This window comes from Ruminococcus sp. RTP21204st1_B2_RTP21204_210225 (genome assembly GCF_040914135.1).
Taxonomy (GTDB): domain Bacteria; phylum Bacillota; class Clostridia; order Oscillospirales; family Ruminococcaceae; genus Hominimerdicola; species Hominimerdicola aceti.
Genome location: NZ_JBCPGA010000040.1, coordinates 1 through 24,219, shown reverse-complemented (window position 1 = coordinate 24,219; position 24,219 = coordinate 1). Strand labels below are relative to the sequence as shown.

Genomic DNA, 24,219 nt, shown 5'->3' with positions numbered 1-24,219 from the left:
GTTTTGGCGGCTTTGACGCCAAAACTTTAACCAGCAATATATTAAATGCCCCTCAAACCCACCCGAAATCATCTGATCCCTACCATTCTCAAACTCTGCGATAAGACTTGTTCTTAACGCTCGACAAAATGCCCAAAATTCGCTCCGACCGTTGTTAGGGTAAAGTTATCACACCGACCTCCGAACCTCGCCACACAAGGCGACACGGCGCGAACTGCGTCGAATTACTGCTCGGACTGCTTTTCCGATTCATCAGGAGCAAGATTCTTCGGCTTTCTCGCAGGCTTTTTCGCAGACATCATATCAATAAAATCTCTCACATTCTGCGGAACGACCTTGCCGTAAAGCTGATCCACATACTTTTCAAGCTCAGCCGCAAGAGTTGTGTTCTTCTGCTCCAGATACATTTCTATCGCCGAGAGCTTTTTCTCGTTTACATTTACCGTAACTGATTTTTTCAACCTATCACACTCCAATAAAATTAATTTTCTGATGAGCTGTCCTCATTCACACTTTGAATAGCGTCAGTCACCTCCTGAGGATAAGTCACTCCATCATAGGTACACCAGCTTGTCCAGCTGCCGTTTGAAACATTTTCTTTAGTGACATATCCAAGGCTTTCCGAACTGTAGATCACCTTGCCGTTTCCAACATATATTCCGTGCTTACTGCCATCGAACAGTCCTATTCCTGCGGTCTCCGGCATGGTATCAAGACTTCCTTGCTCCGTGTAAACAAGCGTATCGTAATCGCAACCGAACATTTTATCGGTCGGACTGTAGTTCAGATATCCCAGCACAAGCCCTGCATTATCCGCATAACGTATTCTGTCAGTTTCATTCCTTTCACCAATAAAACCGTTCATATATCCCCAGCCTGAGATGTAAGCATTATCAGCCCAAGCCGCAAGATCAGCACAATTTTTCGTGCCTGTATCAGTAAACATAAACGCATTTATGGTGCTGTTCATCACAAAAGTGTATGTGCGAACAAACTCATCATAGTCAATATCCAAACCGTAAGTTGAGTTTATCGCCGCAATTAAATCACTGTCATTTGGAGCAACGACAAACAGATCAGCATATGACTCAGCATTAAAATTCTGCACTTCATCAAAGTATGACATATATATCAGCTGAGCCTTGATCGTCTGATCTCTCACCCCTGCATTTGCCATAGCGTACTCTATTGCCTGTCCTTGATTTTGAATATTTGTTATCTCCGCCTGCTGTTCGCTGTCCAGACTTTAAAACAAAGCCGACTCCGTAAACAGACTTTTGTCTACGTCGGGCTGTTCAATATTCATACTTCCAATACTTGAGATAACAGCAATAGGCAGGAACATAAGACCCAGAAATCCGGCGATGATACTACCGACTGCCACGAACAGCTTGCCACGCTTGTGTTCATCTCCGAGAATATATACGGCTATCTTTTTCACAGCCACCGCAACTGCTGACGACATCAGATCACCTCACTAACTTCAAATTCAGTAAATGCACCCTGCGTTTTCATTTCTATGCCGTGCATATATTCAAGTGCACCACGCTCCGTTGCAAACAAAATGGGCTCGCCGTTATGACGAACCCAGTCCTCAAAAATATTTCTGCTGTTCTCAGCATAACGTGTTTTCCATATGCCGTATTTTTTCTTCTGCAATTTTATCGACCTCCTATTGTAGTCAAACTCAAATTTTACACCTGTTGCGAACAGTTTTATCTACCGCCAGCCGAACCAAACAGCGCCGCCTTGTAAGCAGGAGCAATGACCTGCAGCAGATACCTCTCATTACCGCACCTGTAAAGGCAAGTACCTCGTTCGGGATACTTGATAAGACTGTACTCTGATTCTTCCAACTGTAAGGTGTCAATAAATGCCGTCGGCGAGATATTTCCCGGATTGAACAGAAAATGATGTGCAGGAATAGAAAACAGCGGCTTTGTGAATTCCTTTATCTCAGGCAGCAGAAAGTCCTCGATATTTTGCGAAGCTAATATGAAAGACGATTCCTTTTTTCGAACACGTTTCATTCCGTTACGAATATATTCTATCGCCGTCATATTAGTGAGGAATAAATACAGCTCATCAACTGCCGCAACAGTATTTCCCTTGCCTAAAAGCTGATCTGACATATATGACAAGATGTTGAACAGCAGAGTATCTTTCAGCCGCTTGTTGGTGTCCATAAGACCTTTTACGCCGAAACAGATAAACTCTCCGTCCTTGATATTTGTTCTGCCGTTGAAATATTTCGATTCTGCACCTTTGCACATTGAGTGCAATCCCAAACAGATATTCTGCAGTATTTCTTCGGTGTAGAGGTGTTTCTTAGCATTATCAAACGCCATAAATTCTTTTTCAACTAACTCATACAGGTCTGACATTACAGGATAGTCACAGCTTTCCAGCTTATCGAGATCTGTAAGATCGTCAATGCCGAAGCGTGCATACAGTTTCATAAGCATTATCTCTATTGTGTCGATCTCTGCGTCTGTGAAGTCTTTGTATGCTCTGAAAAAGTCTTTTAGATAGCTGATGTGCTGACTTAAACGGGTTACTTTTCGGAATGTTTCAGGGCTGTCACCGGTTTCCTTTTCTTGATTTTCAGGGCGAGAACTTTCTGACCACGCTTTAGGTTCAAGCGGATTTATCATAAACTCGCCCGACATCATATCAATATATGTGTCGCCAAGGTTATTGCACAGATCCTCATATTCGTGTTCAGGGTCTAAGCACAGTATAGATTTGCCTGATTCACGCTGATTGCACAACAGCAGTTTCATAAGATAAGACTTGCCCTGACCGCTGTTGCCAAGTATCAAAATGTTCGAGTTGGTTTTGTCCTCAGTTCGCTTGTCAAAGTCAACAAGAATGTTAGTTCCAAACTTGTCTCGGCCGATATATATGCCTTTTTCGTCAGTTTTACCTGAATAGTTCAGCGGATAAAGATCAGCCACCGAGCTTGCAGGCAGCACTCTTTCAAACTGACTTGCGAATACGTTATTGCCCGCAGGATGAACAGACAAGAATCCTTCTTTCTGACGTAAAAGCAAACGGTCAACGGATATTTTGGAACGTGTCAGTTCCATTTGAATATCAGCCTGCAGTTCTTTCAGCTTATCCTCAGTACTTGCTTTTAGCTCGATAAACACGGCTGTATGCAGGAGCGGCTCTTTGTTCCTTCTAAGCTCCGACAGCAGTTCTACCACATCGTCGATGTTGTTCTGAGCCTTGATGCTTTCGTTGACGTCATTTGTGGTGGTCATCATATGGTTCTTACGCATTGCCTGCTGAACGATCTTCCTTTGCTCCATGTTTGTAACAAGTCGGTTGTAGATACGGAGCGTTACACCGTTCCTGTCCGCAAGGTGAGCAAGTATAGCCGTTTCTTCCGTACTTGGCGGATACTCCGTCACCGCCCAGCAGGACTTGTAGAAGTTTCCGCAGATGTAGTGGTCGGTGTAAAAGCGGATCACGCCCGGCATGGTGCGGTCGAAAAAGTCCTTTGCTTCCACTATCTCAAGCTGCTCATCAGACAGTTCTTTTTTCTTCTGCTTTTTAGTTCTCATTTGTTTTCGCCTCCAAATCAAATTCGGTTTCTCCCTCGATATCGGGTATCTCATCGCCTGAAATACTCGTTCCGAAATACAGTGCAAGCATACGCTTGATATCAGATTTGCTCATTCGCCGAGCTGCAAATCCGTGTTCGGAAATCGCTTTATCCACTCGGTTGATGGTGTTAAAGATCTGTTCGTCCTTTTCACGTTTGAACCTTAAAGCGAACACAAACTGTCTTGCAGAGGACATTTCAAGTTGAATCTCGTCGAGAAAATCATAGTCAGCTTGCAGCAGTTTTCTGACCGCCTCGTTCTGCTCCGTCTGCAAACGCTTTTTCACATACATTTTGTTTGAGTCAAAACATTCACAGGAGTCAAGAGCAAGTATCTCAAGGTCGGGTATAGTGCTTAACAGCATCATAAGATGATGTATTTTGACGTCGATATTAGCTGCTGACAGCACGGAAATATTAGTCGGCTCTACGCTGAAAAATGCTATCTCAGCCTTATCGGTTTTTACGCCGTATTTAGTAAAGCGTTCAAGACCGATAAGACCCTGAACGCTGTTTTTGCTTTTCTTCATTTAACTTTTCCTCCATAAATACAATTGCTGCGAAGTCAGAAAAAACTTCACAGCGTTAAAAATATAGTCTATAATTGCAGTTTCGTCGACCCGAAGAGAGAGAAACGCAAAGCAGGCGGTCGCAGCAAAGGGCAGGACGTTCCAGAAGTTCACCAGAATCACAACCGACAGAATTATTCCGCCGCAGATTATGATAAAATCCCGAACGCTCCAGAACCACAGCTTTACGTTTGCTCTCAGGTTTTCGGGGTAGATGTAGGTTTTCAATTTTATCAAACCTCCTTTTGGGTATAAAAATACAGCCAAGTTTTTAGGTGACCCGCCCCCTGTCAAGTAGACAGCGCAAAAAACAAAAATATTCCATGTAATGACTAAAAGCAGTCTGTGCAATTTGTGCAGGCTGCTTTGTTGTTAGCAATTGGCAAGCACCCGACGTTCGATCAAGCAGCATACGCTTCATGGTATTCCATCGGTGTCATACAATTCAGCTTGATCTGGTAACGCTTTGTATTGTATTATCTGATGTATTCTTCTATCGCCGAGCTCAGTTCATCCTTATCTGTAAACTTGCGGAGATAGTACATCTCGGATTTGAGGATTCCCCACCAGCCTTCCATTGGACCATTATCAATGCATCTTCCGACACGTGACATACTCTGTATCATTCCGGCATCAACAATTTTTTGATGAAACATCTTGTTGGTGTATTGAAATCCTCTGTCGCAGTGAAAGATGGGATGCGCGTCAGGATTCAGATGAACTGCTTCATCAAATGTAGAAAACACAAGATCATTGTTGTTGCTGCTGCCGATCTTGTAAGCCACGATACGCTTGTCATAAAGGTCGAGGATCGCACTAAGATACAGCTTTTTAACATTCATGCCAATGTAATATTTGAACTCCGTTACATCAGTCAGCCACTTCTCGTTTGGCTTATCTGCGTGAAAATCTCGATTCAAAACATTCTCTGCTGTGATCTGAGGTGTTGACGGAATATATGTATTCTTCTTGATACGAGTCACTGATCTCAGATGAAGGATCTGCATTATTCTGTGAATACGCTTCTTGTTGAAATGTACATCATGTTCACGGTTTATCACGACCGTCATCTGACGATATCCTAAGATCCCGTTTCGTTCCTCATAGTGCTGTTTGATCCATTCTGCCAGCTGCTCATTGACTTTCTGGCTTAAACTCGGCGTTCTTTTCAGCCATTTGTAATATGCAGAGTGTGCGATGTGAACAGCAGCACAGAGCTTTTGAATCGGGTAATGCTCCGCCTCATTCATGTATTTGATTGCAAGATACTTGTCCTCGTTCCGTACTCCGCTCAGTGACCACCTCCTTGCAGTTCCCTGAGTTTTTTTAGCAGCTTATTCTCCATTTCCATATCTTTCAGCTTGGCTTGTAATATCTTGTTTTCCATTCGCAGCCTGTCCGCTTCTGTAAGCTTATCTTCCGGCTTTGCTTTGCCTCTGCGGTCGGTGAGACCTTCTATGCCCGTTGCTTCATACTTTCGTACCCAGGAATAGATCTGTTGATAGGATACACTATATTTCTCCATCGCAAGTCTATAGTCCTTGCCGTTTTCAATACAGAATGCTACGATCTCTGCTCGTTCTTCCTGTGTGGTTTTTCTTTCTTTGTTCATGGTAATTCCTCTTTCCGAGCGTGTGCGCTCCTTAAAGTCTCTACCACTATTATACCACTTTATCCATTGGATGAGAACACTGTGACCGCTAATTTGGTACCTTGAACATATCTCTACAAGGCTATATTTACCTTCCATGTATTCTCTCACAGCTTTTATTTTTGTTTCCACTTGATATTTTTTGTTTGTACTCCTCGTTTTGACCGCTTCTATACCTTCTGTTTTCGCACGGATAGCAAGTTGTCGAAATCGTTCGTAATTGATTCCATATTTTCTTGCAATTGAGCGATAGCTGCCTTTCCCTTCAAGATATTCCTGTACCGCTTCAATTCTTTCCTCATCACTCAATATTCCTCTTCTTGACATAAAATACCCCCTTAGAGTTTTTTCACGATTTTTGTTTTTTCGTGTGTCTACTCTAAGGGGATTATATCAAGGCTTGACTGTATTTACAATAATTACTCGTGAGGATAGATTTCTACATTTAAAAATTTATCCAAAGGAAGTATAGTTGATATATCACTAATGTCTCCTATATTCATTTCAAAGTTATCTGATTTTTTATTATTAACCATAGTAAATCGATATTCTTGTTGGTATGCGTATTTTTTCCTTTTATGAAATACTGAATTTCGTATGCCTTTTAATAAGCTACATATAAATGGGGTTACATCGTTTATTGAATCATCGTAATAATTCACAAAGTCACCTATAATATCAATATTCATTTCTAAAGCTTTATTTTTTATTCGATTAAAAAACTCTTGTTGATCCTTAATAATTAACGCTGTATCATAAATTTCTAACCATTTTTTCTTTTGATCTTCATTAAAACAAAATGATTTATGAATTTGCGGATTGATCCCAAACATACAAAATACAAAATCATCTTCATTTGGAGTTTAAAAAACTTGATTATTACATGGTTCAATTATACTCTTTTCCGGGATAATCAATTGAGCGTTATTAACATAAATTTTTCCCTCAAAAGGATCTCCGATTTCTTCATCTCCACTAGTTTGATATCGATCTCTATATACCTTTAAGCTATTCATATAAAATGAACCTTTTTGTATTTTTTCAATTATATCTGCGGTCTGAAATTTAAACAATGGAAATCCACTAATCTGTCCTTGATAAATTATTGTTTTATCCATAATCTTTCACCTCACTACAATATCATTATATCATAAATCCACATTTCTGTCAATTTGCAGTTCTGAATGCAAGATTATGTTTTTGCCTTAATCAAGCCAACAGCCTTAGCCCCCATAGAAACAGTATGACTCACACTCATCATATTAACTCTTACACTTGTATCAAGCCCAAACATCTGAGCAATCCTCGGAACTTCATTCGCCGACAGACATATCCCCACCGCAAGCAGTGCGTGCTGAGTATAAGTCAAAAGTCCGAGATACAGTATTGTGGTCTGCAAAAATGCAGTAAGGCAAGTGGCTATGACCTGCTTGCACCAGCTGTAAAATCCGTCGGTGTACCCTCTGGGAACTCCGAACAGATACAGACTTCCCACAGCTATCTGACAGAGCATTATTCCGCCTCGCTTGATGTTTGCAAACACAACTTTTACCGTGCAGTAGCCGAACAGAATTATGAAAAACAGGCTGAACAGCGATACATCAGAGGCAAGAGCGACTATGACCGAAAGTCCCGTGCCTGCAACAGTTGATGAAGTTGCCCCTATGAAACCGCCTAACAGCTCGTAAGAGAAAGTCCCTTGAAGAGCAACGCAAAGCGAGTACAGACGCTGAGGAACAACTGTCACCAGACTCGCCGCCATAAACCCTTTCAGAACGTTTATGCAGGTGTTTTTGATGTTTGCCTGCCCAGATTCGTATGCAATTGCCGTATCGAACACCGCAACTATCATTCCGCAGGCAAATAACATCCATGCAAGACTGTGAAACAATGCAATGAACGACTGCACCCATGACAACGAAAATATATCGCTTGTGCTTTCGTTTATGAATTCAAAAAGGTCGGCTACCGCTCCGTAAATGAGATTGAACAACCAATTGAACATGATGTCCCATATCTCGTCGGTAATTGCGTCCACAGCTGACCCTACCGTGCTATCCCAAAGCGACGATATTCCGTCGCCTATCCAGTCTATGGCGTCACTTATCCAATCAAACAACGCTGCCACCTCGTTTCTTGGAACGATTTGTTTTAGTTATCTCACCCTTTATTCGATACAGCGAACTTCTCCGACCGCCTTGTGGATGATAACGTGGAAACCGCTCTAATAAATCACGCTTTTCTAATTCGTTAAATGCCCGAAACACCGTGCAAGTTGACAGGCTTAGATCCTCTGCAATTCGACCCACTGAGGGGTAGCATTCTCCGTTTTTGTCTGCCCGTCCGCACAGATAGCAGTACACCGATACCGCTTTGTGCGACAAGCCTAAATCGTAAATTCTTCTCGGTAATATCAATATGCATCAACTCCTGTTCGTTTTTACATTAGTTTTCTTTTTTGGCGGTTCATCTTCAAAGTCTTCGTCATCGACAATTTCAAATTCCGCTGTAGAAGTCACTTTTTTCTTCTGCGGATATTTAATCTCAACATCACGGATAAGTTCTCCACACTCCTTGTAGGAAACGTATCTTGCGGTTTTATCCGGCAGACGGTACTCGCCTTCAAATTTAATACCCCATTTGAAGAACAGCTTTAGTTTTGAAATCATCGGGTGAGCACCTGTTTTCATGACAATAAACTGTCCCTTTGGCATACTTTTCAGTTCATCAACCGTCATCAATGGTCTGCCTATCATCTGCAAGGACTGACTTTTATCTCTGCCCTGCGAAACCGAACCGCTTAATACCGTTTGTTCTCCGAGAGCTTTCGACAGAACCTCCGCAGACTGAGAATTTGGGGCAAACCCTCCGAAAACCGTGAGCTGAGTATTGTCCGTTATGATTTCCATGCCCTGTTTGCCGTAGTTCTGTTCAAGCTGTGCAAAGGACTGGATTATCGCAACTATGGATATTTTTCTTGAACGACCTGCCGAGAACATCGCCTCTGCTCCGTCGATTTTCGGAAACGTGCCGAACTCGTCCATGTAGAACATTACACGGTTCGGAAGTGCTCCGCCATGCTCATCGGCTATGACCAGAATCTCACGGTATAACTGCTGAATCAGCAGACTTACCATGAAATATTTGCTTGTATCTTCTTCGGGCAGAACTATAAAAATCGCAGACTTCTCATTGCAGAATTTCTCTGCGTCCACAGCAGTTCCGAAACAGAGCATTTGCTCCATTTCTGTGTCAAGAAAGCTGTTGAGCCTTGAAAGGGCAGTGGACATTACCGACAGCATGGACTGGTCGGAAGAATTAAGAGCCGCTCCCGCAAGCCATTTCGCTTTATGCTCCGAGGGAAGCTTGTCCATAAGTTTTGAAAAATACATCTTCGGTTTTGCTTTGGGATTCGGCTGATACTTTGCAAGCAAGTCCTGTATCAGCTTAAACACAGATACGATATGACGTTCGTTTTTATCGCCGAACTCTGCTAAAAGCAGGATAACCGAGGCAAGCAGACCCTCAGCCGCATCGTAGAAAAAAGCGTTCTGCCCGTAGTTTGAACTGTCGCCTCCGCCGATATTGATTATTGTTTTTGCTGTGATTTTAGCGTATTTCTCAGCTTTTGCTTTCGCCGAAAGGTTGCTCTTATCTTCCAAATACAAATCCATGTATTTATTAACAAGATGCAGTATATTGTTCTCGTCTGAACGTGTGGGATTTCTAAGGTCGAGAACAGAAACATTGTAGCCGTAATACTTGCTTGCGATAGTACCATAATTTCGCGCCACATCTCCCTTTGTATCAGTACTGATAAACGACATTCCGCTTGCACAGGCAAGTTCGATGTTAGGGTACAAGAAGTATGCGGTCTTGCCCACACCCGCAGCGCCTATCATAAGCGTGTGAACATCACCGTCATCTACAATAGCCACAGTTTTTTTGCCGTGTGTCCGACAGCCTACCACCGTACCTTGAACAGTCGGCAGGTTCTGACCTTTTCTCCACATCTCTGGCTCGAATTGCAGAGGGATAAAAGTACGCTTTATCTCAGCTTTTGTCGCCCACCTCGCAGTTCCGTGCTGTCCATTGCCGACTTTCTTAGCTTTTATTCCGTTAAGAGATCTATTGTCAAGTAAATTTACGATCACCAAAAATGCAATGAAAGCTATGACAAGCAAACCTATTAAAATCATTTGTTTTTCACTCAAAATTTCACCTCCTATCCATAAAAATATGCTTTCTTCTGTATTTAAAAGAAAAGTTAGTTTGTTATCTTCAAGGTATTGCACCGTGAGGCAGAGGGTATCGCATCAACCAAATTCCATACAAGGTTCAGGTTCGCAAACGATGTCCTCAGATTCGATATGTTCTGCCACGGGTTCAGACAAAGTTTCTTCAATAGATAACCTGACAGCGCTATCCGCAAGCTGATACAGCAGTTTCGCCGTATTTATTGACTGCTCACGGGTACGAGCGTTCTGTCGCAAGTCCTTTAGCACTGTCTGAACACACTCCTGCAAATTCCTTTGTTTCTGTGCCTTTCTGCCCTTGTCTGTATAGGGCTTGTAGCTACCCTTGAGCTTGCTCTGGAGCCTTTCAAACGCTTTACATTCGCTGTTAATCCGCTCACTTTTGGGCATGAAAAACGCCGAGCCTGCAAGCTCGGACTATCCTTAACGAAGAATTAAATTTTATGTATCACCCGTAAGCTCAATACCTTACGGGTTTCGTATTATATGTGCTTAAGGCTTTCAGTCTCAAATGTGTAATGGATCACAATCGTATTGCCGCAGGTTCTTGAATACTTTTCCGTTTTTTCATAAACCTCTATCCTGCGTATAAACACTCTCAGCAGTTCAGGAGTAAGCTTAGGCATTTCAATGTATTCCTTAGCTTTTGCTATAAACTTCTGAATGTACTGCTCACGTAGATCCATTTCAGATATTTTGTGCGATATAGATTCGAGTTCAAGACGAAGATGCGATTGTTCCTGTTCGTAACCGCTTGCAAGAATATCATAACGTTCCGGGGTAATACGCCCTGTGACCCTGTCCTCATACAGACAGCTAATGATATTGTCAAGCTGTTTTATTCTTGCAGTGATCTGCTCTTTCTCACGCTCGGCATTTATACACAATCTCCTTGCCTCGACCTCGCCGTTCTTAGCTGCCATTGCGTAAAACTTCTCAGGATTATCTCGGGCGAAGGCTGTGGCGGCTTTGAGATTTTCAAGTACGATTTGATCTAAAACTTGTTCTCTGATATGATGACAGGTGCAGTCGGTTGTACGCTTTTGGTAGCCTCCGCATATGAAGCTGTTTTTTTCAACAGCCTTTGTCTTTGCCCTCTGAAGATACAACCGCTTACCGCAGTCGCCGCAGTAAAGGTATCCTGCATATTTATCCATTTCTCCTTGTCTATCGGGACGTTTTCTTCCGTCAAAATGCTTTTGTACTAAATCAAAGGTTTTTCTGTCAACGATAGGTTCATGGGTGTTTTCAAAAATCAGAACGTTTTCCTCATCGTTTTTAATACGTTTTTTCAGCTTGTTGGACTTGGTATAGGTTTTAAAATTCACGGTATCGCCGCAGTAGACTCTGTTTGAAAGCATCAGTCGAACGGACTTCTGATCCCAATGATACGGTTTATCCGGATTCAATCTTCCCGTCCTGCGTCCTGTTTTTCTGAATGCGTAAACGCTTGGCGACATAACTTTCTGTGCACACAATTTATCACATATCTTCATTATTCCGATTCCGTCTGCATACATTTCAAAAATTCCTTTCACTATCGGCGCTGTTTCGGGATCTGGGATCAGCTGCTTAGGATCGTCGGGATTCTTCATGTATCCATATGCTATTACCGATCCAACACGCTCACCGCGCTCGCCCTTTGCACGCTGAACCGCTCTGATCTTTTTACTTGTATCCCTTGCAAAAAGATCGTTGAAATAATTGCGTATTCCCGCATAATCGTTTGTACCGTCGGCGCTGTCTACACCGTCGTTTACGGCGATAAAACGGACGTCATACTGCGGAAAGGTAACTTCCATAAGCATACCCGTCTGCAAATATTCTCTGCCAAGTCTCGACTGGTCTTTTACAATCACCGCAGAAACATTTCCGCTTTCCACTTCAATCATCATTTCCTTGAATGCCGGACGATTAAAACTTGCTCCGGAATATCCGTCGTCAACATAGAATTTACAGTTTAAGAAACCATGGTCATTCGCATATTTTTGCAGGATGAGTTTCTGATTTTCAATAGAGACCGACTCACCGTCCCTCATATCCTCCTGTGATAAACGGCAGTATAACGCAGTAATTTTTCGATTCGAATCAGACATATTTATCCATCCTTTCATAGTCTGTAAATTTTCAAACCGAATAGGATACAGCTACAATATATCACTATCCGGCTTGAAAGTCCAGAAAATTTTTTGATAATTTTATCTGCCGTTAATAAGATAAGCGAACAGTTCCGACACTTTTTGTGGCTTGTATCCTTCATCTGCTCTGGGACTAACGGATAAGATTTTGTAAGTTACTCCATCAATCACAGTTTCGATGTGCGAGTAATCATGTCGGCGTCGGTACTGATTTGAATCTGGTTTCTCCTCTATTTCTTTGTGAATATTCTGCATAAATCACTCTCCACTTCGTTGTCTTGATTGTTGTTATTCGTGTAAACAAATCAGTTCAGTCCTTTCATATTTAAATTTTGCGGTTCGTATTCGTTACGCACCATCTTAGCCTTGCTGAAAATCAACAGCGTTCTCGTAATCGATAATTCCATTGATCTTCCGTACTTCGTTTACGCACATAGCGTGTAAACTTTCTAGAGTTTCATCGTCAACATCATTGATAGCCGCAGTCATATGCGAGAGCTTTCCAAGCTCGACTGCGACCTTAAACATCAGACGGGCAAGCCGCTGTTCCGTACCTTTTATCTGCGCCTTGACCGTTTCTGTTATCATAGGGGATAGGTAGTTTACCTCCTGCTGCTGACGAAGATAGCCGATGTAAAACGTGACGGCTTTTTCAATGAACTCTGTTTTTGAAGCACAATTGTCGTCCTTGTACTCCTGCTCGATCTTTCTCATAGTTTCCGGCTGAAAATATACAGCCGTTTTTTCTTTTGCCATAATTCTACTTCTTTCTTATCACGACGCCGTTAATTATGCCGATTTCACGCACTTTTCTGACCTTTAGACCCCTGATTTCCGCTGAAAGCCGTATTTTGACTCCATGAGGCGACCGCCTAAAATATGCACAAGACCTGTGTGAAGACTGCGTATTTACGGCACATTTGCGGTCAGCTTTGCTGTCCGCTGTGAGCGTCATGGCGGCTTCAGACGCCATGACTTTAACCTGCAATGAAATATTTCACTTTCTTCGTCATGCGGCGAATCGGGAATTTGTGCATAACCAACATATCAAGTTCCCGATGTGCTTTTTAACTGATTTCAGAATTGCTCATTTATCCCTTCGTACACCGCTTACAATCGGCGTGTGTGGCTTATACCGTCTACGGTGGTATGTTTACCCTACTGCGAGTTGGGAGGGCAAATATCGCCGTTGTGTTGCGGTTAAAATTAATTACACTTTTTTTGATTATTGAACATCTCCATTCTTATTCGCAGAAGAGAAAAGGCGGATTGTCAATCAGCGAATCAATCCGCCGATTCTATTCGTCATTCATCACCAATCAATCTTTGATAACTACATATCATTCTTTCTTCTGCTATTAATAATATTAGTTAGTATTAATCCTTAAAGGCATAGCACTGTGACACGGAGGGTATCGCAATTATTATTTTTGTTTGCCCCACAACAGTACAGTTCCTGTCAGAAAATCTTGTCTGACTTAAGGACGTATTCCAAGCTTGGTTACGCTTCTGCTCCTCCTGAACGATCTTCGCTGTACTTCGCCGCTTGGTATCTCTCCTACGTGGGATTTTGTTGTCAAGATTTTTTTGCCTTCATACTGTAGCCGATGAAAAGATGCTTTTTATGCGTGTGTGAAAAAATTTTGTAGACTTGCACAAAATCTGAATGGATTATTTATAGAGTTCCCTCTCACTTGTATACGAAAAGGAGTCGCCGTTTTGACAACCCTTAATTCATAAAGTTTGTAGGCTTGAACAAAGTCGTAACAAATTTTTTGTAGAGTTTGCTCTCACTTGTATAGGGTAAGAAGTTGAGGTTTTACAACCATTTTGACAGCAATTTTTTAAAAGTTTGTATGATTATACAAATTCGGGGCGGACGATTTAGAGAGTTTGCATATTGGTTAGGTATCCCTATAGAAACCTTTTCCCAGTGAATCAGGGTGGTAGTTGGCTCGTTTATGAAGAGTTTTGCGTTGACAGTAACTCTGAAATGTTGACAGTAAAACTACCACTTGATTTCTACCGTCACACCTCGCAAAGCAAGGATTTTCAATGGTTTTCAGACTTTTAAAGCCAAACTGTTGACAGTAACTTCGCCCGAGGTTTTACTGTCACTACTGTCACGCTCACGGTCGTAATGAAGAATAATCAGTCTGCCGTTTCGTGTCCGCTTGTACAGAAAATCAATTCCATACTGTCTGAGCGTGTAACCGTTCTGAACCAAATCTCTTGTAACTCTGTTCGGATAGAATGTTTCATTTGAAATACTTTTCAGTGCGGTTACCAATTCTGAAGCCGTTCCTGTGAAATCAATCTTTTTCTGAATGTAAACATACAATGCGGCGAGAAAAATATTGTCTTTGCTTTTCGAAACAGTTGGCTCATCTGTGACTATCCACTTTTTCAAATCGCTATCAAACTGCAAGCTTATTTCTGCGTTTTCAATATCACGACCTACGCAGTATAGCTTTGCATTTCGACTGCCACGCTTTGTTTCTACAATAACCATGCTTTCGTCAACGCATCCGCTGATTCCTGTCGAGCCCGAAATCATATTGAACGGATCGCTGTCCGAACACTTTCTTGTGTGATGAACAACTACGATTGCAATTTCAAGCTTGTCCGCAAGATTTTTTAGAACAGATAACTCTTTGTAGTCCGAGCCATAACCGTTATCGGTTGACTCACGAATCATTTGCAGAGTGTCAATGAACACAACTTTTAAATCGCTATGCTCTTTCTTGAAATTCTTGATCTGCTCTTCAAGTCCGCTGCCTATTGATTCTGACATGATTACAAAATGCAATCGCTCTGTCGGCTCATCTGTAATTTCATAGAGACGATTTTGGATTCGTACATAGCTGTCTTCCAAACACAGATAGAGCGCAGTTCCTTGAGCCGTTTCCTGACCTAAAACTTTTTCTCCTTTCGCTATCGACAAGCACATATCAAGTGCCAGCCATGACTTTCCCACTTTTGGTGCACCTGCTAAGATGTACAGACCTTGCGCAAGCAAGCCATCTACAACAAACTCGATAGGCTTGTACACAGTTGTCATGATTTCTTCGCAGGACTTTGAGTTGAATTTCTTCAAGTTATCAAGCCTCCTCTTCTTTTTTTCTTTTTACTTCTTTCCCACAACAGTACAATTCCTGTCAGAAAGCCTTGTTAGACTTAAGGACGTATTTCCAAGCCTGGTACGTTTCTGCTCCTCCTGCACGATCTTCGCTGTACTTCGCCGCTTGGTATCTCTCCTTCGTGGGATTCAATTGTCAAGATTCCTTTTCCTCATACTGTAGCCGACTAAACAAAGTGTTTGGGCAACTTCTGAAAAAAGTTTGTAGGTTTGCACAAGTTAGCTCATATGATTTCGGTTATTTTGACTACCACTGCTCTTCCGCTTGTATATGGGTAGAAGTCGCTGTTTTGATACCCCTTTATCTATATGAATTCATAAAGTTTGTAGGGTTGAACAAAGTCGTAACGGATTATTTGTAGAGTTTGCTCTCACTTGTATAGGGTTAGAAGTTGAGGTTTTAACAACCTTTTTGGCAGAGTTTCTTTAAGATTTTGTATGATTGTCTAATAGACAGAGCAGTGATGACTTTTGTTTTTTGCATTATCACAACACGATGCGGTAGGACGTGAATCACGACCTACCGTAAAAAGTAAGGTGGTAAACATCTATGATCCGACACAGAAAAACCACTGCCGTGTTTTCCGACAGTGGTTCGAGAGAATGATTTTATTATGTTCAAAAAATGATATCTCTTGCCGTGAAGATTTACTAGGCTAAATAATTTGTCACAGCTTGCTTCTTTAAAACAGGAGCGGGGTAATCCCCTCGTACACCACAACAATCGGCGTGTGTCGCCCTTTTCCTCAGAGGATGGTATGTTTACTCTACTGCGAGTTAGGGACAAATATCTCCGTTACGCTGTGTACTTTCGAGAGCACCTTTCGTTGACAGTAACTCTGAAATTTTGACATTGAAACTCGTCTTTGATTTCTACCGTCACGCCTCACAAAGCAAAGATTTTTAAGAGTTTTTAAGCTTTTGAAGCAAGCTGATTGACCATAGAATTTTTATTGTCAGTACTATCACTCTGACGATCATAATGAAGAATAATCAGTCCGAAACCTCAAACTCATCTGAACTAAGATATGTTACTTCACTGTCCTTAAAATTATATTTCCAACTGTATGAATGTGACAATGTAGGTTTATAAATTAGCTCAAAGCAATCATCTGAACTCCAACTTATTTTCACCGAATCAGACAGATCAAAAGTACCCGCTCGGCAACCAAGGCATTCAATTTTTTTAAGTATACATTCTCCGCACGAAGACGCTGTACTTCTGCAATCAGATCTTCTTTCTTAATTTTCGGAGGTCGACCTGTGGATTTCCTTCCTCTGCGTTCTGCGTAAAGTCCCTCCGCTCCTTCTTCAAGATAGATTCGTTCCCATGCTGCTACTCTATCATGATCGCATATGTCAAATTGACGTGCAGTTTCACGATAGCTTAACTTTTCTCTGTGCATTGTTTCCACTACTTTGATTTTGAATTCCGGTGTGTATCTTTTGTTCGGCTGTCCTTTTGGCATAAAAATGCCCCCTTTTGTTAGATTTTTATTGGTATATTTCTATTATACCACATTGTCTAACAAAAGGGGAGCATTTCAACCTTTGGCATCTTTGAGTTTCGATTATTTTATAATTAAAGGACGGTTCATCACAGATTTCGATGAGGCATTACAGGGTTACATGGTAAATTTACAACTATCGGTGGAGAGACGTTTTTAAGTTATTATTTAAAATGAGATCCCATGAAGAATGCCATTACATGTTGGAACAATGAAATCAGTTCTATCCTGTTTTATCAGCTCTATATCACGTTTACCACTATCTTTAACAGGAAAATTTTTGCGAATTTTGTATCCACAAGGAACAGCTTGCATAGACAATTTTTGCTGACAATTACTGTGAATTGTTGCGATAAGCTCGTCTTCAGATAATTTACATTTATCCCTTACTATTATGTGAGCAACAGGAATATCGTGACCGTTTGATGGAATACCTACAACCTCACAATCCGCAACATTCTTATTTTCTCTTATTGCAGCTTCAATGTCAAAACAATATATTTTCTCTCCTGATTTGGAAGTAAATGTGTCGCTTGCTCTGCCCAAAACAAATAGAAATCCATCTTCGTCGACGTAACCGATATCACCTGTTCGTCCCCACATAATCCCATTTTCATCTGTATAAAAAAATTCTTTTGTAGCTTGTGGATTTTTGTAGTATTCTTTCATACGTGCAGGGGAATCCACACGTATTTCCCCACGCTCGCCATACATCATTTTCTTATTTGTCAGAATATCAAATGTGGAGATATTTACACCTCTGATCGGATAACCTACTGAGCCATTCTTTCTATGTAATGGTGTATCGGTGGTAACTGTACTTCCCAATTCACACATCCCATACCCTTTTAATAGTTTTACCTTGCAGCCTGCATTCTGAAGAAATTCATTTATTTCTTTCTCAGAATCAGCGGATATATACTCTCCTCCTGTTATAGGTAGTGTTATGAAAGATAAGTCAATTTTTTTTAATTCAGGGTTTCTTGCAGCATAATGCCAAAGGGATGTTGCCCCTATTAGCATATTAGGTTTATATTGTTTTATGTCTTTAACAAATATCTTTTGATTATATAAAGGTTCAAGTATAACAATAATGCCAAAATATAGCGGCATTAATAAAGAAAGAACCAAGCCCGTTGATGCAAAGCATGGAATAATTTGTAAGAATTTATCACCTCGTTTATATGAAAAGTTTGGACTATCATAATGTATTATGGTTGAATTAATTCCTTTATTGGTAAGAACAATTCCTTTAGGGCGATTTGTTGTTCCAGAAGAATTCACCATAACAAGCGGCATATCATTTTCATACATAGCGTCAGTTGTTTTATTAGTGTTCTTTCCTTCAGAAATAAAAGTACGCCATCGTACTATTTTATCTGAATATGGTATGTGTTTTTTCGCTTTCACTGAAGCAACCATTTTAGTAACCGCAGGCATTTCATCAAAAGCTGAAATGATAACAATTTTCTTTATGCATAATTTAGGAAGTATTGGCTGTATTCTATCAAACAGTTGGTCAAGCACAAACATAATTTCAGCATCAGTTTCATTTACTCGATCTATGATTTGTTCATGCGTAAATATTGGATTTATCATGTTCGCAACTGCACCAATACGGCATATGGCAAATAGTGAATATACTAATTCAGGTGAAGAACTAGTAAACATTATAACGTTATCACTCTTTTTTACTCGATTAGCGATTAATGCAGCTTTCGTTAATTCAATTTTTTCAAACATTGTTTTATATGTTATTTTCTTTTTAAAGTATTCAAGGGCAGTGTCCGTAAAGTGGTCACAGTTATTTTCATAAATAAGTTCATATACAGTCTTTTCAGGAACAGGAGTGCTAAGTTCTTCCTCACTAAAATATTTAAGCCATGGTTTATCAATGCTAGGAAATCCAGTTAGATTGTTTTCATAATTCATGTTTATTTTTTTCCTTTCATATGAGATTAATTTATACGTTTACAAGTTCTAGCAAAAAAACTCCTGCTTATGGAATGTTCAGAATAAAAGAGAGTTTTTCAATTGATTACAAACCAAATTTGCAATTAGAAAATATGTTTGAAAAGATTGCTTTCAGGCGAAATATATTCAAGAGATTCTTTTGTTTAGATTTGTATTTATGAAAATACAGTCAAATGGTGTTTTCTTAATGTTAACACCTTTATTATACCACTTTTTTCTTTGTTTTACAAGGTGTACGGTGTTAATTTGGCAAAAAGAATTACGTGCTTACTAAATTATGTTTGTATTTGGTATATGTGTATATTGCACTTTTATGTCATTATATGAGTTTTAATTACATTTTCTTGACAATCTCATTTTATTTATGATATAATATAATCATGTACAGAGATTTTTATACGGAAAAAATTATTTCTTTTCAACAAACATTTAAAATGTGCATTAAATGGTCTAATTGACTGTTTTTATGCATTGTTTAATTTAAAAATAAACCAATTGAGATAATATTAGATTTTTTTGATATTGAAAAATTATATATGATTAGGGAAGTGTAATAAATGCCTGATGGGAATAAATTGTTTAGAAATCAATTTTATGAGATCTGTAAAACACAAAAAAAGAAAACTGCAATAACGTATATAAAGAAAGATCAAACTTTAGTTGAATGTTCTTATGAACAAATGAAAGATAGAGTCGAAAATATCATCGAAAAATATACAGATATCGGAATTAATAATGGAGATCGTGTAGTTGTGTTAATACCATTGAGTGATAATGTATATTTGGACATTCTGGCATTAGCGTGTATAGGAGCAACGGCGGTTATTTTAGATTTTAATTTGCATAAATCAGAACTTTTTAGAATAATTGATGACTCAGATCCAGCTTGTATAATTACAACAGAAGATATTTTTACTGAAAAATTGCAAGAAATTGATCTGCCTATTTTAGAAAGTTCTGACGAGTGTCACTTTCTAAAAAAGTGGGTATTAGAGCATACTAAAGATCCTAATTATGATGCGATAGCAATATTATATTCTTCAGGTACTACTAGTCAAGCCAAAGGTGTTGTAATAGGTTATGAACAGGAAATAAATGCATTTAATCGTTTATACAAGGTTATTGGTAGTAATAATGTAAATTATCTAATGTTGTTTCCAACATCTCATATCTCTGGTCTTACCAGCTTTCTTGTTGTTCTTATGAGAGGCGGTTCTTTAGCGGTATTAGAAGAATCATCAGCAATTCAACTAATGAATGGTTTTCAAATTTATAAGCCTAATTGTTTTGGAATGGTTCCTAAAATATGGGATACATACAAGGGCAAAATTGAAGATTCAATAAAGCAAAAAGGTGTATTGCGTGCGAAAATTATTAACGGTATGATTAAATGTTGCGGTACGCTTCGCTATTATACAGGAATTAATTTGGGAAGAAAATTTTTTCATAGCATCAATAAACAAGTATTTGGCGGACGGCTTCAACAAATATATTCTGGCGGTGGAAAGACTAATCCTGATACATCACGTTTTTTCTGGAATTTAGGATACGACTTTTTTGACTTTTATGCATCAACAGAAGCCAACATACCGATAGTTGTTACCGACGGAATTAAATACATGAAAAGTATTGGAAATATTAACGAAGATCCAAATTCTAGTGTGAGAATATCCAATCCAGATAATAATGGAGTTGGTGAGATCCAAGTAAAAAGCAATATGCTGATGTTGGAGTATTTTCATTCGCCAGAATTAACGCAAAGTGCATTTGATGGCGAATATTTCAAAACTGGTGATTACGGCAGAATAGAAAATGAAGAACTTTATATTACAGGACGAATTAAGGAAAGCATTCATCTATCTAATGGAGAAAAAGTATCGCCTGAAGATATTGAAAATAGTTACAAAGAAACAGTAGGTCAAGAAATTGAATTTGCAGTAACAGGTATAAAATCAGATGATGGATATGACGAAGTTTATGTCTTTGCTGTTGGATAGTCGGGACAATTTGATGAAATATTCCAACAGGTCAAACAAACTGTCAATGCTAATTATAGGTATAAAAAAATCATTTATGTTGACGAGTTGCCAAAAACGTCAGTGGGAAAAGTTAAACGATATAAATTGAGTACATTGGTAGACAAAGAAACAAACTCAGGAAGTATAGGCTCTGTTTTAGAAGACAATGTAAATAATATTGAAAGTATAGAAAATTGGCTTTGCCATGCTTTGTCAAAATATACCGATTGCAATATTACAAAAGATAAAAAAATAAGTTCTGATTTAGGTATTGACTCTTTAAGTATGTTTGAACTATGTGTTGATATAGACAATAAATTTAAAATCTGTGCAGAAAATTTTATAAGTCAAGATTTAACAATAACAGAACTAGCCAAGTTAATATCAGGACAAAATAAGAAGAATGATGATAACAAATATTCAAATAATAGTATTTATCCAGTTCCTAAAGATAAAAAATTGGAAAGAAGATTACAATCGTGGATTAGATTTGTGAAATTTATTTATAGAATTGAGATAACTGGAATAGAGAATGTGCCTAGTAAAGGCAATTACATTATATGCTCTAATCACGAAAGCTATTTTGATCCATTGTGGATTTTGGCAGCTTTAGGTGAACAAATTAGTTTAAAAGAAGTATGTTGTATGGCTGCCAAACATACTATGAATGGGAAAATATCCAAAAAGCTTTTTGATGCGTTAGGTGGAATACCTGTTGATCGTGAAGGTAATACAATTCCTGCTATGAATAACGCAAAAAGATGCCTAGGTTCTGGTAGAGTGATGATAATTTTCCCAGAAGGTGCTAGATCTAGAGATGGAACAATGCTTCCATTTAAAAATGGTGCAGCACAACTTGCACTTGATACGAATACAAAAATCTTACCAATTGAAATAGAAGGTGGTTTTGAAACTTTTCCGAGGTGGATAAAGTATCCTCGTCTTTTCGATTGGAAACATTTAAAAAAATATACTATAAAAATAAAAATTGGAAGTCTGATAGACCCATCAGATAAATCTGTTTTTAATATAACAAATCAGATAAGGCAGGAAATAATTGATATGCATAATATAAAGGAGAAAGTTTTATGATAATAGGTGTAGATTGTGACGGAGTACTTGTTGATATTGGAAGTTATCAATTAAAATATAGTAAGCCATATTTTAAGAAAAAATACAATAAAGATATTGTTAATCCTGATAAATTTGATATAGAACAGATATATGACTGTACACATAAAGAAAGAGAAATATTTTGGCAAAAGTACATATGGGGATACTGCTTAACAGAACCAGCTTTCAAAAATGCATCAGAAGTATTGCTAAAGCTTCACGAAGAGGAAAACAAAATAGTTATTATTACCGGAAGGGCACACACTACTGAACAAGGTATAACAGGAAAACTTTTTAGAAAAATGTTGACATATTGGCTTAAAAAGAACAAGATATATTATGACGAAATATATTATTGTTCTGAAAAGGAAAGTTCCGTAGATAAATATGATATTTGCCAAAAACTAAAAACCGATGTAATGATAGATGATTCACCAGAAAATCTTGAAGCAATAAAAGATATTTCAAAAGTGTTTTGTTTTACTGCTGCGTGGAATAAAAATTTTGAATGTGAAAATATGGTTAGAGTAAACAACTGGGATGAAATTTATTCCGCAATCCATAGTCTGTAAAAATTCAGTCAACTGTGGTAGAATACAAATAACACAGTTGACTCATTTTTTATGGCAAGAAGAACATCATTGCAGAGCCTAATAATTGAGACTTTTAATCATGGTTCTATCAAATAAACATATAATCTGGAGGATTTTGCAGGGCTTTTTAAAGACTCATAAATACAATGATAATAACTGTGATATTTTATCCTACTAACGATAGCTAAAAACATAACGAACGGCTTTTACAGGTGTGCATTTGTATTATAATAGGTCTTTACTTTCATAGCAGGACACCGATTTTGATACAATGCGTATCTTGATTGTTCCCGCCTAATAACATACCGCCCCTAAATAAAAGATCCCCAAGCTGCGGTTCGAGGATTACTCATGTTGCTTTACAGATTTTCTGCACAGATATATTCCACGGCAGCAGTTCCTCAATGATATCCGGATTGGTCAGAAACTCCATGCTCGGAAGAACTGTCAGCAACAATTCAAAGTATTTGAACACATCAAGCCTGTTCGCTTTTGCTGTCTCAACGATGCTGTATATATCAGCGCTGGCTTTTGCTCCGTTCGGAGTATCACTGAACAGCCAGTTCTTTCTGCCTACAGTAAACGGCCTGATCGCATTTTCCGCTGCGTTGTTTGAAATAGCACAGTCGCCGTTTTTGAAATAATTCCCGAGATACTCTCTGCGCTTGAATGCATACTCAAAAGCCTTTCCGAGCTGCGTTTTCGGAAGAACTGTAGGTGCGACTTTTTCAGCCCATGACCAGAAAGCCTCAAACACGGGTTTTTCCTGTGTCAGACGCTCTTTAAAACGTTCTTCTGTTGTCAGCTTATCAAGCTCGGACTCTATCGCAAAAAGCTTGTCACAAAAGTCTCTTGCCGTCTTAGCTATGCTGTCTTCTGCTGTCCACAATAATCGCTTCGTGGAACTTGCGGCGAACATGAGCAAGGCAATTGCAATGAGTGACTTTATTAAGCTTGTTGTAACCCGAATAACCGTCTGTGTGGAGATAACCGTCGTAATCTCCGAGAAACGCTTTCGGCACACCTCCCGACCTTGACTTGTTGTAGTCATAGATCACGATCTGCCTGTCCGAATGCTTGCCGGTGCGGTACACCCACATATATTGCTTGCTTTCGGAGGAAACGTTTCTTTCCTTGAGGACCTTGACGTATGTTTCATCGCAGTGAAGAATTTTTTGCTTAAGCATTTCTTCTTTCAATCTGCTTACCAGCTTTGAGAAATAATCTTCACTGCAGCGGATAACCCAGTTTGCCATGGTCGTTCTGCTGAGTACATATCCAAGACGTTCCCAGTCCTTTTCCTGACGGTACAGAGGAGTGACATTAACATATTTCTGATAGATCACCCATGCAGCAGTTGACGCAGACGCAAGCGAATGTGGCAAAACAGGTGCCGGCACAAATCCGTGCAAAAATACAGGCATATTCTTTTTCTCGCACTTTTTGCAGCCGTAGGTCAGACTGTAATATTTCTTTACAACCAGCTTCGCTGGGATAAGCTCTACCTCTTCACGGACATATTTTTTGCCAACGACCTTCATCTTACTTCCGCAGCGAAGGCATATCTGCTCAATTTCGGGGATAGTGCAGGTGATGACCTCGGTCTCGATGTTCTTTATGATCTCATCACGTTTTGTCTTTGCACTTTTT

At 39.4% G+C, this 24,219-nt stretch carries 25 protein-coding genes; 3 read left to right on the top strand and 22 right to left on the bottom strand.

What is annotated here, in order from left to right:
- Positions 1-224: 224 nt before the first annotated feature.
- From AB5123_RS11640 to AB5123_RS11545, 20 genes are all read right to left on the bottom strand, one after another.
- Positions 225-461 (bottom strand): DUF6103 family protein, encoded by a 237-nt coding sequence (locus AB5123_RS11640; protein ID WP_267301949.1) that lies wholly within the window; start codon positions 459-461, stop codon positions 225-227.
- Positions 462-481: 20 nt separating this feature from the next.
- Positions 482-1,177, bottom strand: coding sequence for a hypothetical protein (locus tag AB5123_RS11635; RefSeq protein WP_368364855.1), 696 nt, complete (start codon positions 1,175-1,177; stop codon positions 482-484).
- A gap of 69 nt (positions 1,178-1,246) precedes the next feature.
- Positions 1,247-1,465 (bottom strand): hypothetical protein, encoded by a 219-nt coding sequence (locus AB5123_RS11630; RefSeq protein ID WP_337812308.1) that lies wholly within the window; start codon positions 1,463-1,465, stop codon positions 1,247-1,249.
- Positions 1,465-1,659, bottom strand: a complete 195-nt coding sequence (locus AB5123_RS11625; protein WP_117878561.1) for a hypothetical protein — start codon at positions 1,657-1,659, stop codon at positions 1,465-1,467. The genes AB5123_RS11630 and AB5123_RS11625 overlap by 1 nt, the downstream gene beginning before the upstream one ends.
- A gap of 56 nt (positions 1,660-1,715) precedes the next feature.
- Positions 1,716-3,569 carry a VirB4 family type IV secretion system protein gene (locus AB5123_RS11620; protein WP_368364854.1) on the bottom strand — a complete coding sequence of 618 codons (1,854 nt, stop codon included), beginning with the start codon at positions 3,567-3,569 and terminating at the stop codon, positions 1,716-1,718.
- Complete coding sequence (locus AB5123_RS11615) at positions 3,559-4,140, bottom strand: hypothetical protein (protein ID WP_138337403.1); 582 nt, start codon at positions 4,138-4,140, stop codon at positions 3,559-3,561. Before AB5123_RS11615 ends, AB5123_RS11620 begins: the two co-directional genes overlap by 11 nt.
- Positions 4,141-4,407, bottom strand: coding sequence for a hypothetical protein (locus AB5123_RS11610; RefSeq protein ID WP_138337406.1), 267 nt, complete (start codon positions 4,405-4,407; stop codon positions 4,141-4,143).
- A gap of 248 nt (positions 4,408-4,655) precedes the next feature.
- A complete protein-coding gene (locus AB5123_RS11605) occupies positions 4,656-5,474 on the bottom strand; it encodes an IS3 family transposase (RefSeq protein WP_302839836.1) in 819 nt (272 codons plus the stop codon).
- Positions 5,471-6,157 (bottom strand): helix-turn-helix domain-containing protein, encoded by a 687-nt coding sequence (locus AB5123_RS11600; protein ID WP_302839835.1) that lies wholly within the window; start codon positions 6,155-6,157, stop codon positions 5,471-5,473. The genes AB5123_RS11605 and AB5123_RS11600 overlap by 4 nt, the downstream gene beginning before the upstream one ends.
- A 92-nt stretch (positions 6,158-6,249) precedes the next feature.
- On the bottom strand, positions 6,250-6,663 hold the full coding sequence (locus AB5123_RS11595) for a hypothetical protein (RefSeq protein WP_368364853.1): 414 nt from the start codon (positions 6,661-6,663) through the stop codon (positions 6,250-6,252).
- 30 nt (positions 6,664-6,693) lie between these two features.
- Positions 6,694-6,948 (bottom strand): hypothetical protein, encoded by a 255-nt coding sequence (locus tag AB5123_RS11590; RefSeq protein ID WP_368364852.1) that lies wholly within the window; start codon positions 6,946-6,948, stop codon positions 6,694-6,696.
- 74 nt (positions 6,949-7,022) lie between these two features.
- Positions 7,023-7,949 (bottom strand): conjugal transfer protein TrbL family protein, encoded by a 927-nt coding sequence (locus tag AB5123_RS11585; protein ID WP_368364851.1) that lies wholly within the window; start codon positions 7,947-7,949, stop codon positions 7,023-7,025.
- A complete protein-coding gene (locus AB5123_RS11580; protein WP_242998313.1) occupies positions 7,942-8,214 on the bottom strand; it encodes a helix-turn-helix domain-containing protein in 273 nt (90 codons plus the stop codon). Before AB5123_RS11580 ends, AB5123_RS11585 begins: the two co-directional genes overlap by 8 nt.
- A 39-nt stretch (positions 8,215-8,253) precedes the next feature.
- Entirely contained in the window at positions 8,254-10,044 is a 1,791-nt protein-coding gene (locus AB5123_RS11575) for a VirD4-like conjugal transfer protein, CD1115 family (protein ID WP_368364850.1), read from the bottom strand.
- Positions 10,045-10,146: 102 nt separating this feature from the next.
- Positions 10,147-10,476: a hypothetical protein gene (locus AB5123_RS11570; protein WP_337811964.1), complete on the bottom strand. Its 330-nt coding sequence runs from the start codon at positions 10,474-10,476 to the stop codon at positions 10,147-10,149.
- Positions 10,477-10,568: 92 nt separating this feature from the next.
- Positions 10,569-12,182 (bottom strand): recombinase family protein, encoded by a 1,614-nt coding sequence (locus AB5123_RS11565; RefSeq protein WP_288163404.1) that lies wholly within the window; start codon positions 12,180-12,182, stop codon positions 10,569-10,571.
- A 402-nt stretch (positions 12,183-12,584) separates the two neighbouring features.
- Complete coding sequence (locus AB5123_RS11560) at positions 12,585-12,980, bottom strand: hypothetical protein (RefSeq protein ID WP_265291077.1); 396 nt, start codon at positions 12,978-12,980, stop codon at positions 12,585-12,587.
- A gap of 1,306 nt (positions 12,981-14,286) precedes the next feature.
- Positions 14,287-15,321: a helicase RepA family protein gene (locus tag AB5123_RS11555; RefSeq protein WP_265291078.1), complete on the bottom strand. Its 1,035-nt coding sequence runs from the start codon at positions 15,319-15,321 to the stop codon at positions 14,287-14,289.
- Positions 15,322-16,493: 1,172 nt separating this feature from the next.
- Positions 16,494-16,832, bottom strand: coding sequence for a helix-turn-helix domain-containing protein (locus AB5123_RS11550; protein ID WP_256320457.1), 339 nt, complete (start codon positions 16,830-16,832; stop codon positions 16,494-16,496).
- 207 nt (positions 16,833-17,039) lie between these two features.
- Positions 17,040-18,803: a class I adenylate-forming enzyme family protein gene (locus tag AB5123_RS11545; protein ID WP_368364848.1), complete on the bottom strand. Its 1,764-nt coding sequence runs from the start codon at positions 18,801-18,803 to the stop codon at positions 17,040-17,042.
- Positions 18,804-19,402: 599 nt separating this feature from the next.
- On the opposite strand from AB5123_RS11545, the gene AB5123_RS11540 reads away from it, so the two are divergent.
- The 3 genes from AB5123_RS11540 (at position 19,403) to AB5123_RS11530 (ending at position 22,548) form a co-directional block, all read left to right on the top strand.
- Positions 19,403-20,842: an AMP-binding protein gene (locus tag AB5123_RS11540; protein ID WP_368364847.1), complete on the top strand. Its 1,440-nt coding sequence runs from the start codon at positions 19,403-19,405 to the stop codon at positions 20,840-20,842.
- A gap of 102 nt (positions 20,843-20,944) precedes the next feature.
- Complete coding sequence (locus tag AB5123_RS11535) at positions 20,945-21,955, top strand: 1-acyl-sn-glycerol-3-phosphate acyltransferase (RefSeq protein ID WP_368364846.1); 1,011 nt, start codon at positions 20,945-20,947, stop codon at positions 21,953-21,955.
- A complete protein-coding gene (locus tag AB5123_RS11530; RefSeq protein WP_302836302.1) occupies positions 21,952-22,548 on the top strand; it encodes a hypothetical protein in 597 nt (198 codons plus the stop codon). The genes AB5123_RS11535 and AB5123_RS11530 overlap by 4 nt, the downstream gene beginning before the upstream one ends.
- A 370-nt stretch (positions 22,549-22,918) precedes the next feature.
- On the opposite strand, the gene AB5123_RS11525 is transcribed toward AB5123_RS11530, so the two are convergent.
- Together AB5123_RS11525 and AB5123_RS11520 are read right to left on the bottom strand one after the other, a co-directional pair.
- Positions 22,919-23,458 carry a transposase gene (locus AB5123_RS11525; protein WP_368364844.1) on the bottom strand — a complete coding sequence of 180 codons (540 nt, stop codon included), beginning with the start codon at positions 23,456-23,458 and terminating at the stop codon, positions 22,919-22,921.
- Positions 23,430-24,219 (bottom strand): IS66 family transposase (locus AB5123_RS11520; RefSeq protein WP_368364843.1); only part of this gene is annotated, 790 nt, incomplete at its 5' end. The genes AB5123_RS11525 and AB5123_RS11520, both read right to left, overlap by 29 nt.

Bases quoted from the DNA above. Each gene is read 5' to 3' on its own strand.
- AB5123_RS11635 (WP_368364855.1), bottom strand. From the start codon at position 1,177: ATGGCAAATGCAGGGGTGAGAGATCAGACGATCAAGGCTCAGCTGATA.
- AB5123_RS11630 (WP_337812308.1), bottom strand. From the start codon at position 1,465: ATGTCGTCAGCAGTTGCGGTGGCTGTGAAAAAGATAGCCGTATATATT.
- AB5123_RS11620 (WP_368364854.1), bottom strand. From the start codon at position 3,569: ATGAGAACTAAAAAGCAGAAGAAAAAAGAACTGTCTGATGAGCAGCTT.
- AB5123_RS11615 (WP_138337403.1), bottom strand. From the start codon at position 4,140: ATGAAGAAAAGCAAAAACAGCGTTCAGGGTCTTATCGGTCTTGAACGC.
- AB5123_RS11600 (WP_302839835.1), bottom strand. From the start codon at position 6,157: ATGTCAAGAAGAGGAATATTGAGTGATGAGGAAAGAATTGAAGCGGTA.
- AB5123_RS11595 (WP_368364853.1), bottom strand. From the start codon at position 6,663: ATGTTTGGGATCAATCCGCAAATTCATAAATCATTTTGTTTTAATGAA.
- AB5123_RS11590 (WP_368364852.1), bottom strand. From the start codon at position 6,948: ATGGATAAAACAATAATTTATCAAGGACAGATTAGTGGATTTCCATTG.
- AB5123_RS11570 (WP_337811964.1), bottom strand. From the start codon at position 10,476: ATGCCCAAAAGTGAGCGGATTAACAGCGAATGTAAAGCGTTTGAAAGG.
- AB5123_RS11565 (WP_288163404.1), bottom strand. From the start codon at position 12,182: ATGTCTGATTCGAATCGAAAAATTACTGCGTTATACTGCCGTTTATCA.
- AB5123_RS11560 (WP_265291077.1), bottom strand. From the start codon at position 12,980: ATGGCAAAAGAAAAAACGGCTGTATATTTTCAGCCGGAAACTATGAGA.
- AB5123_RS11550 (WP_256320457.1), bottom strand. From the start codon at position 16,832: ATGCCAAAAGGACAGCCGAACAAAAGATACACACCGGAATTCAAAATC.
- AB5123_RS11545 (WP_368364848.1), bottom strand. From the start codon at position 18,803: ATGAATTATGAAAACAATCTAACTGGATTTCCTAGCATTGATAAACCA.
- AB5123_RS11540 (WP_368364847.1), top strand. From the start codon at position 19,403: ATGCCTGATGGGAATAAATTGTTTAGAAATCAATTTTATGAGATCTGT.
- AB5123_RS11530 (WP_302836302.1), top strand. From the start codon at position 21,952: ATGATAATAGGTGTAGATTGTGACGGAGTACTTGTTGATATTGGAAGT.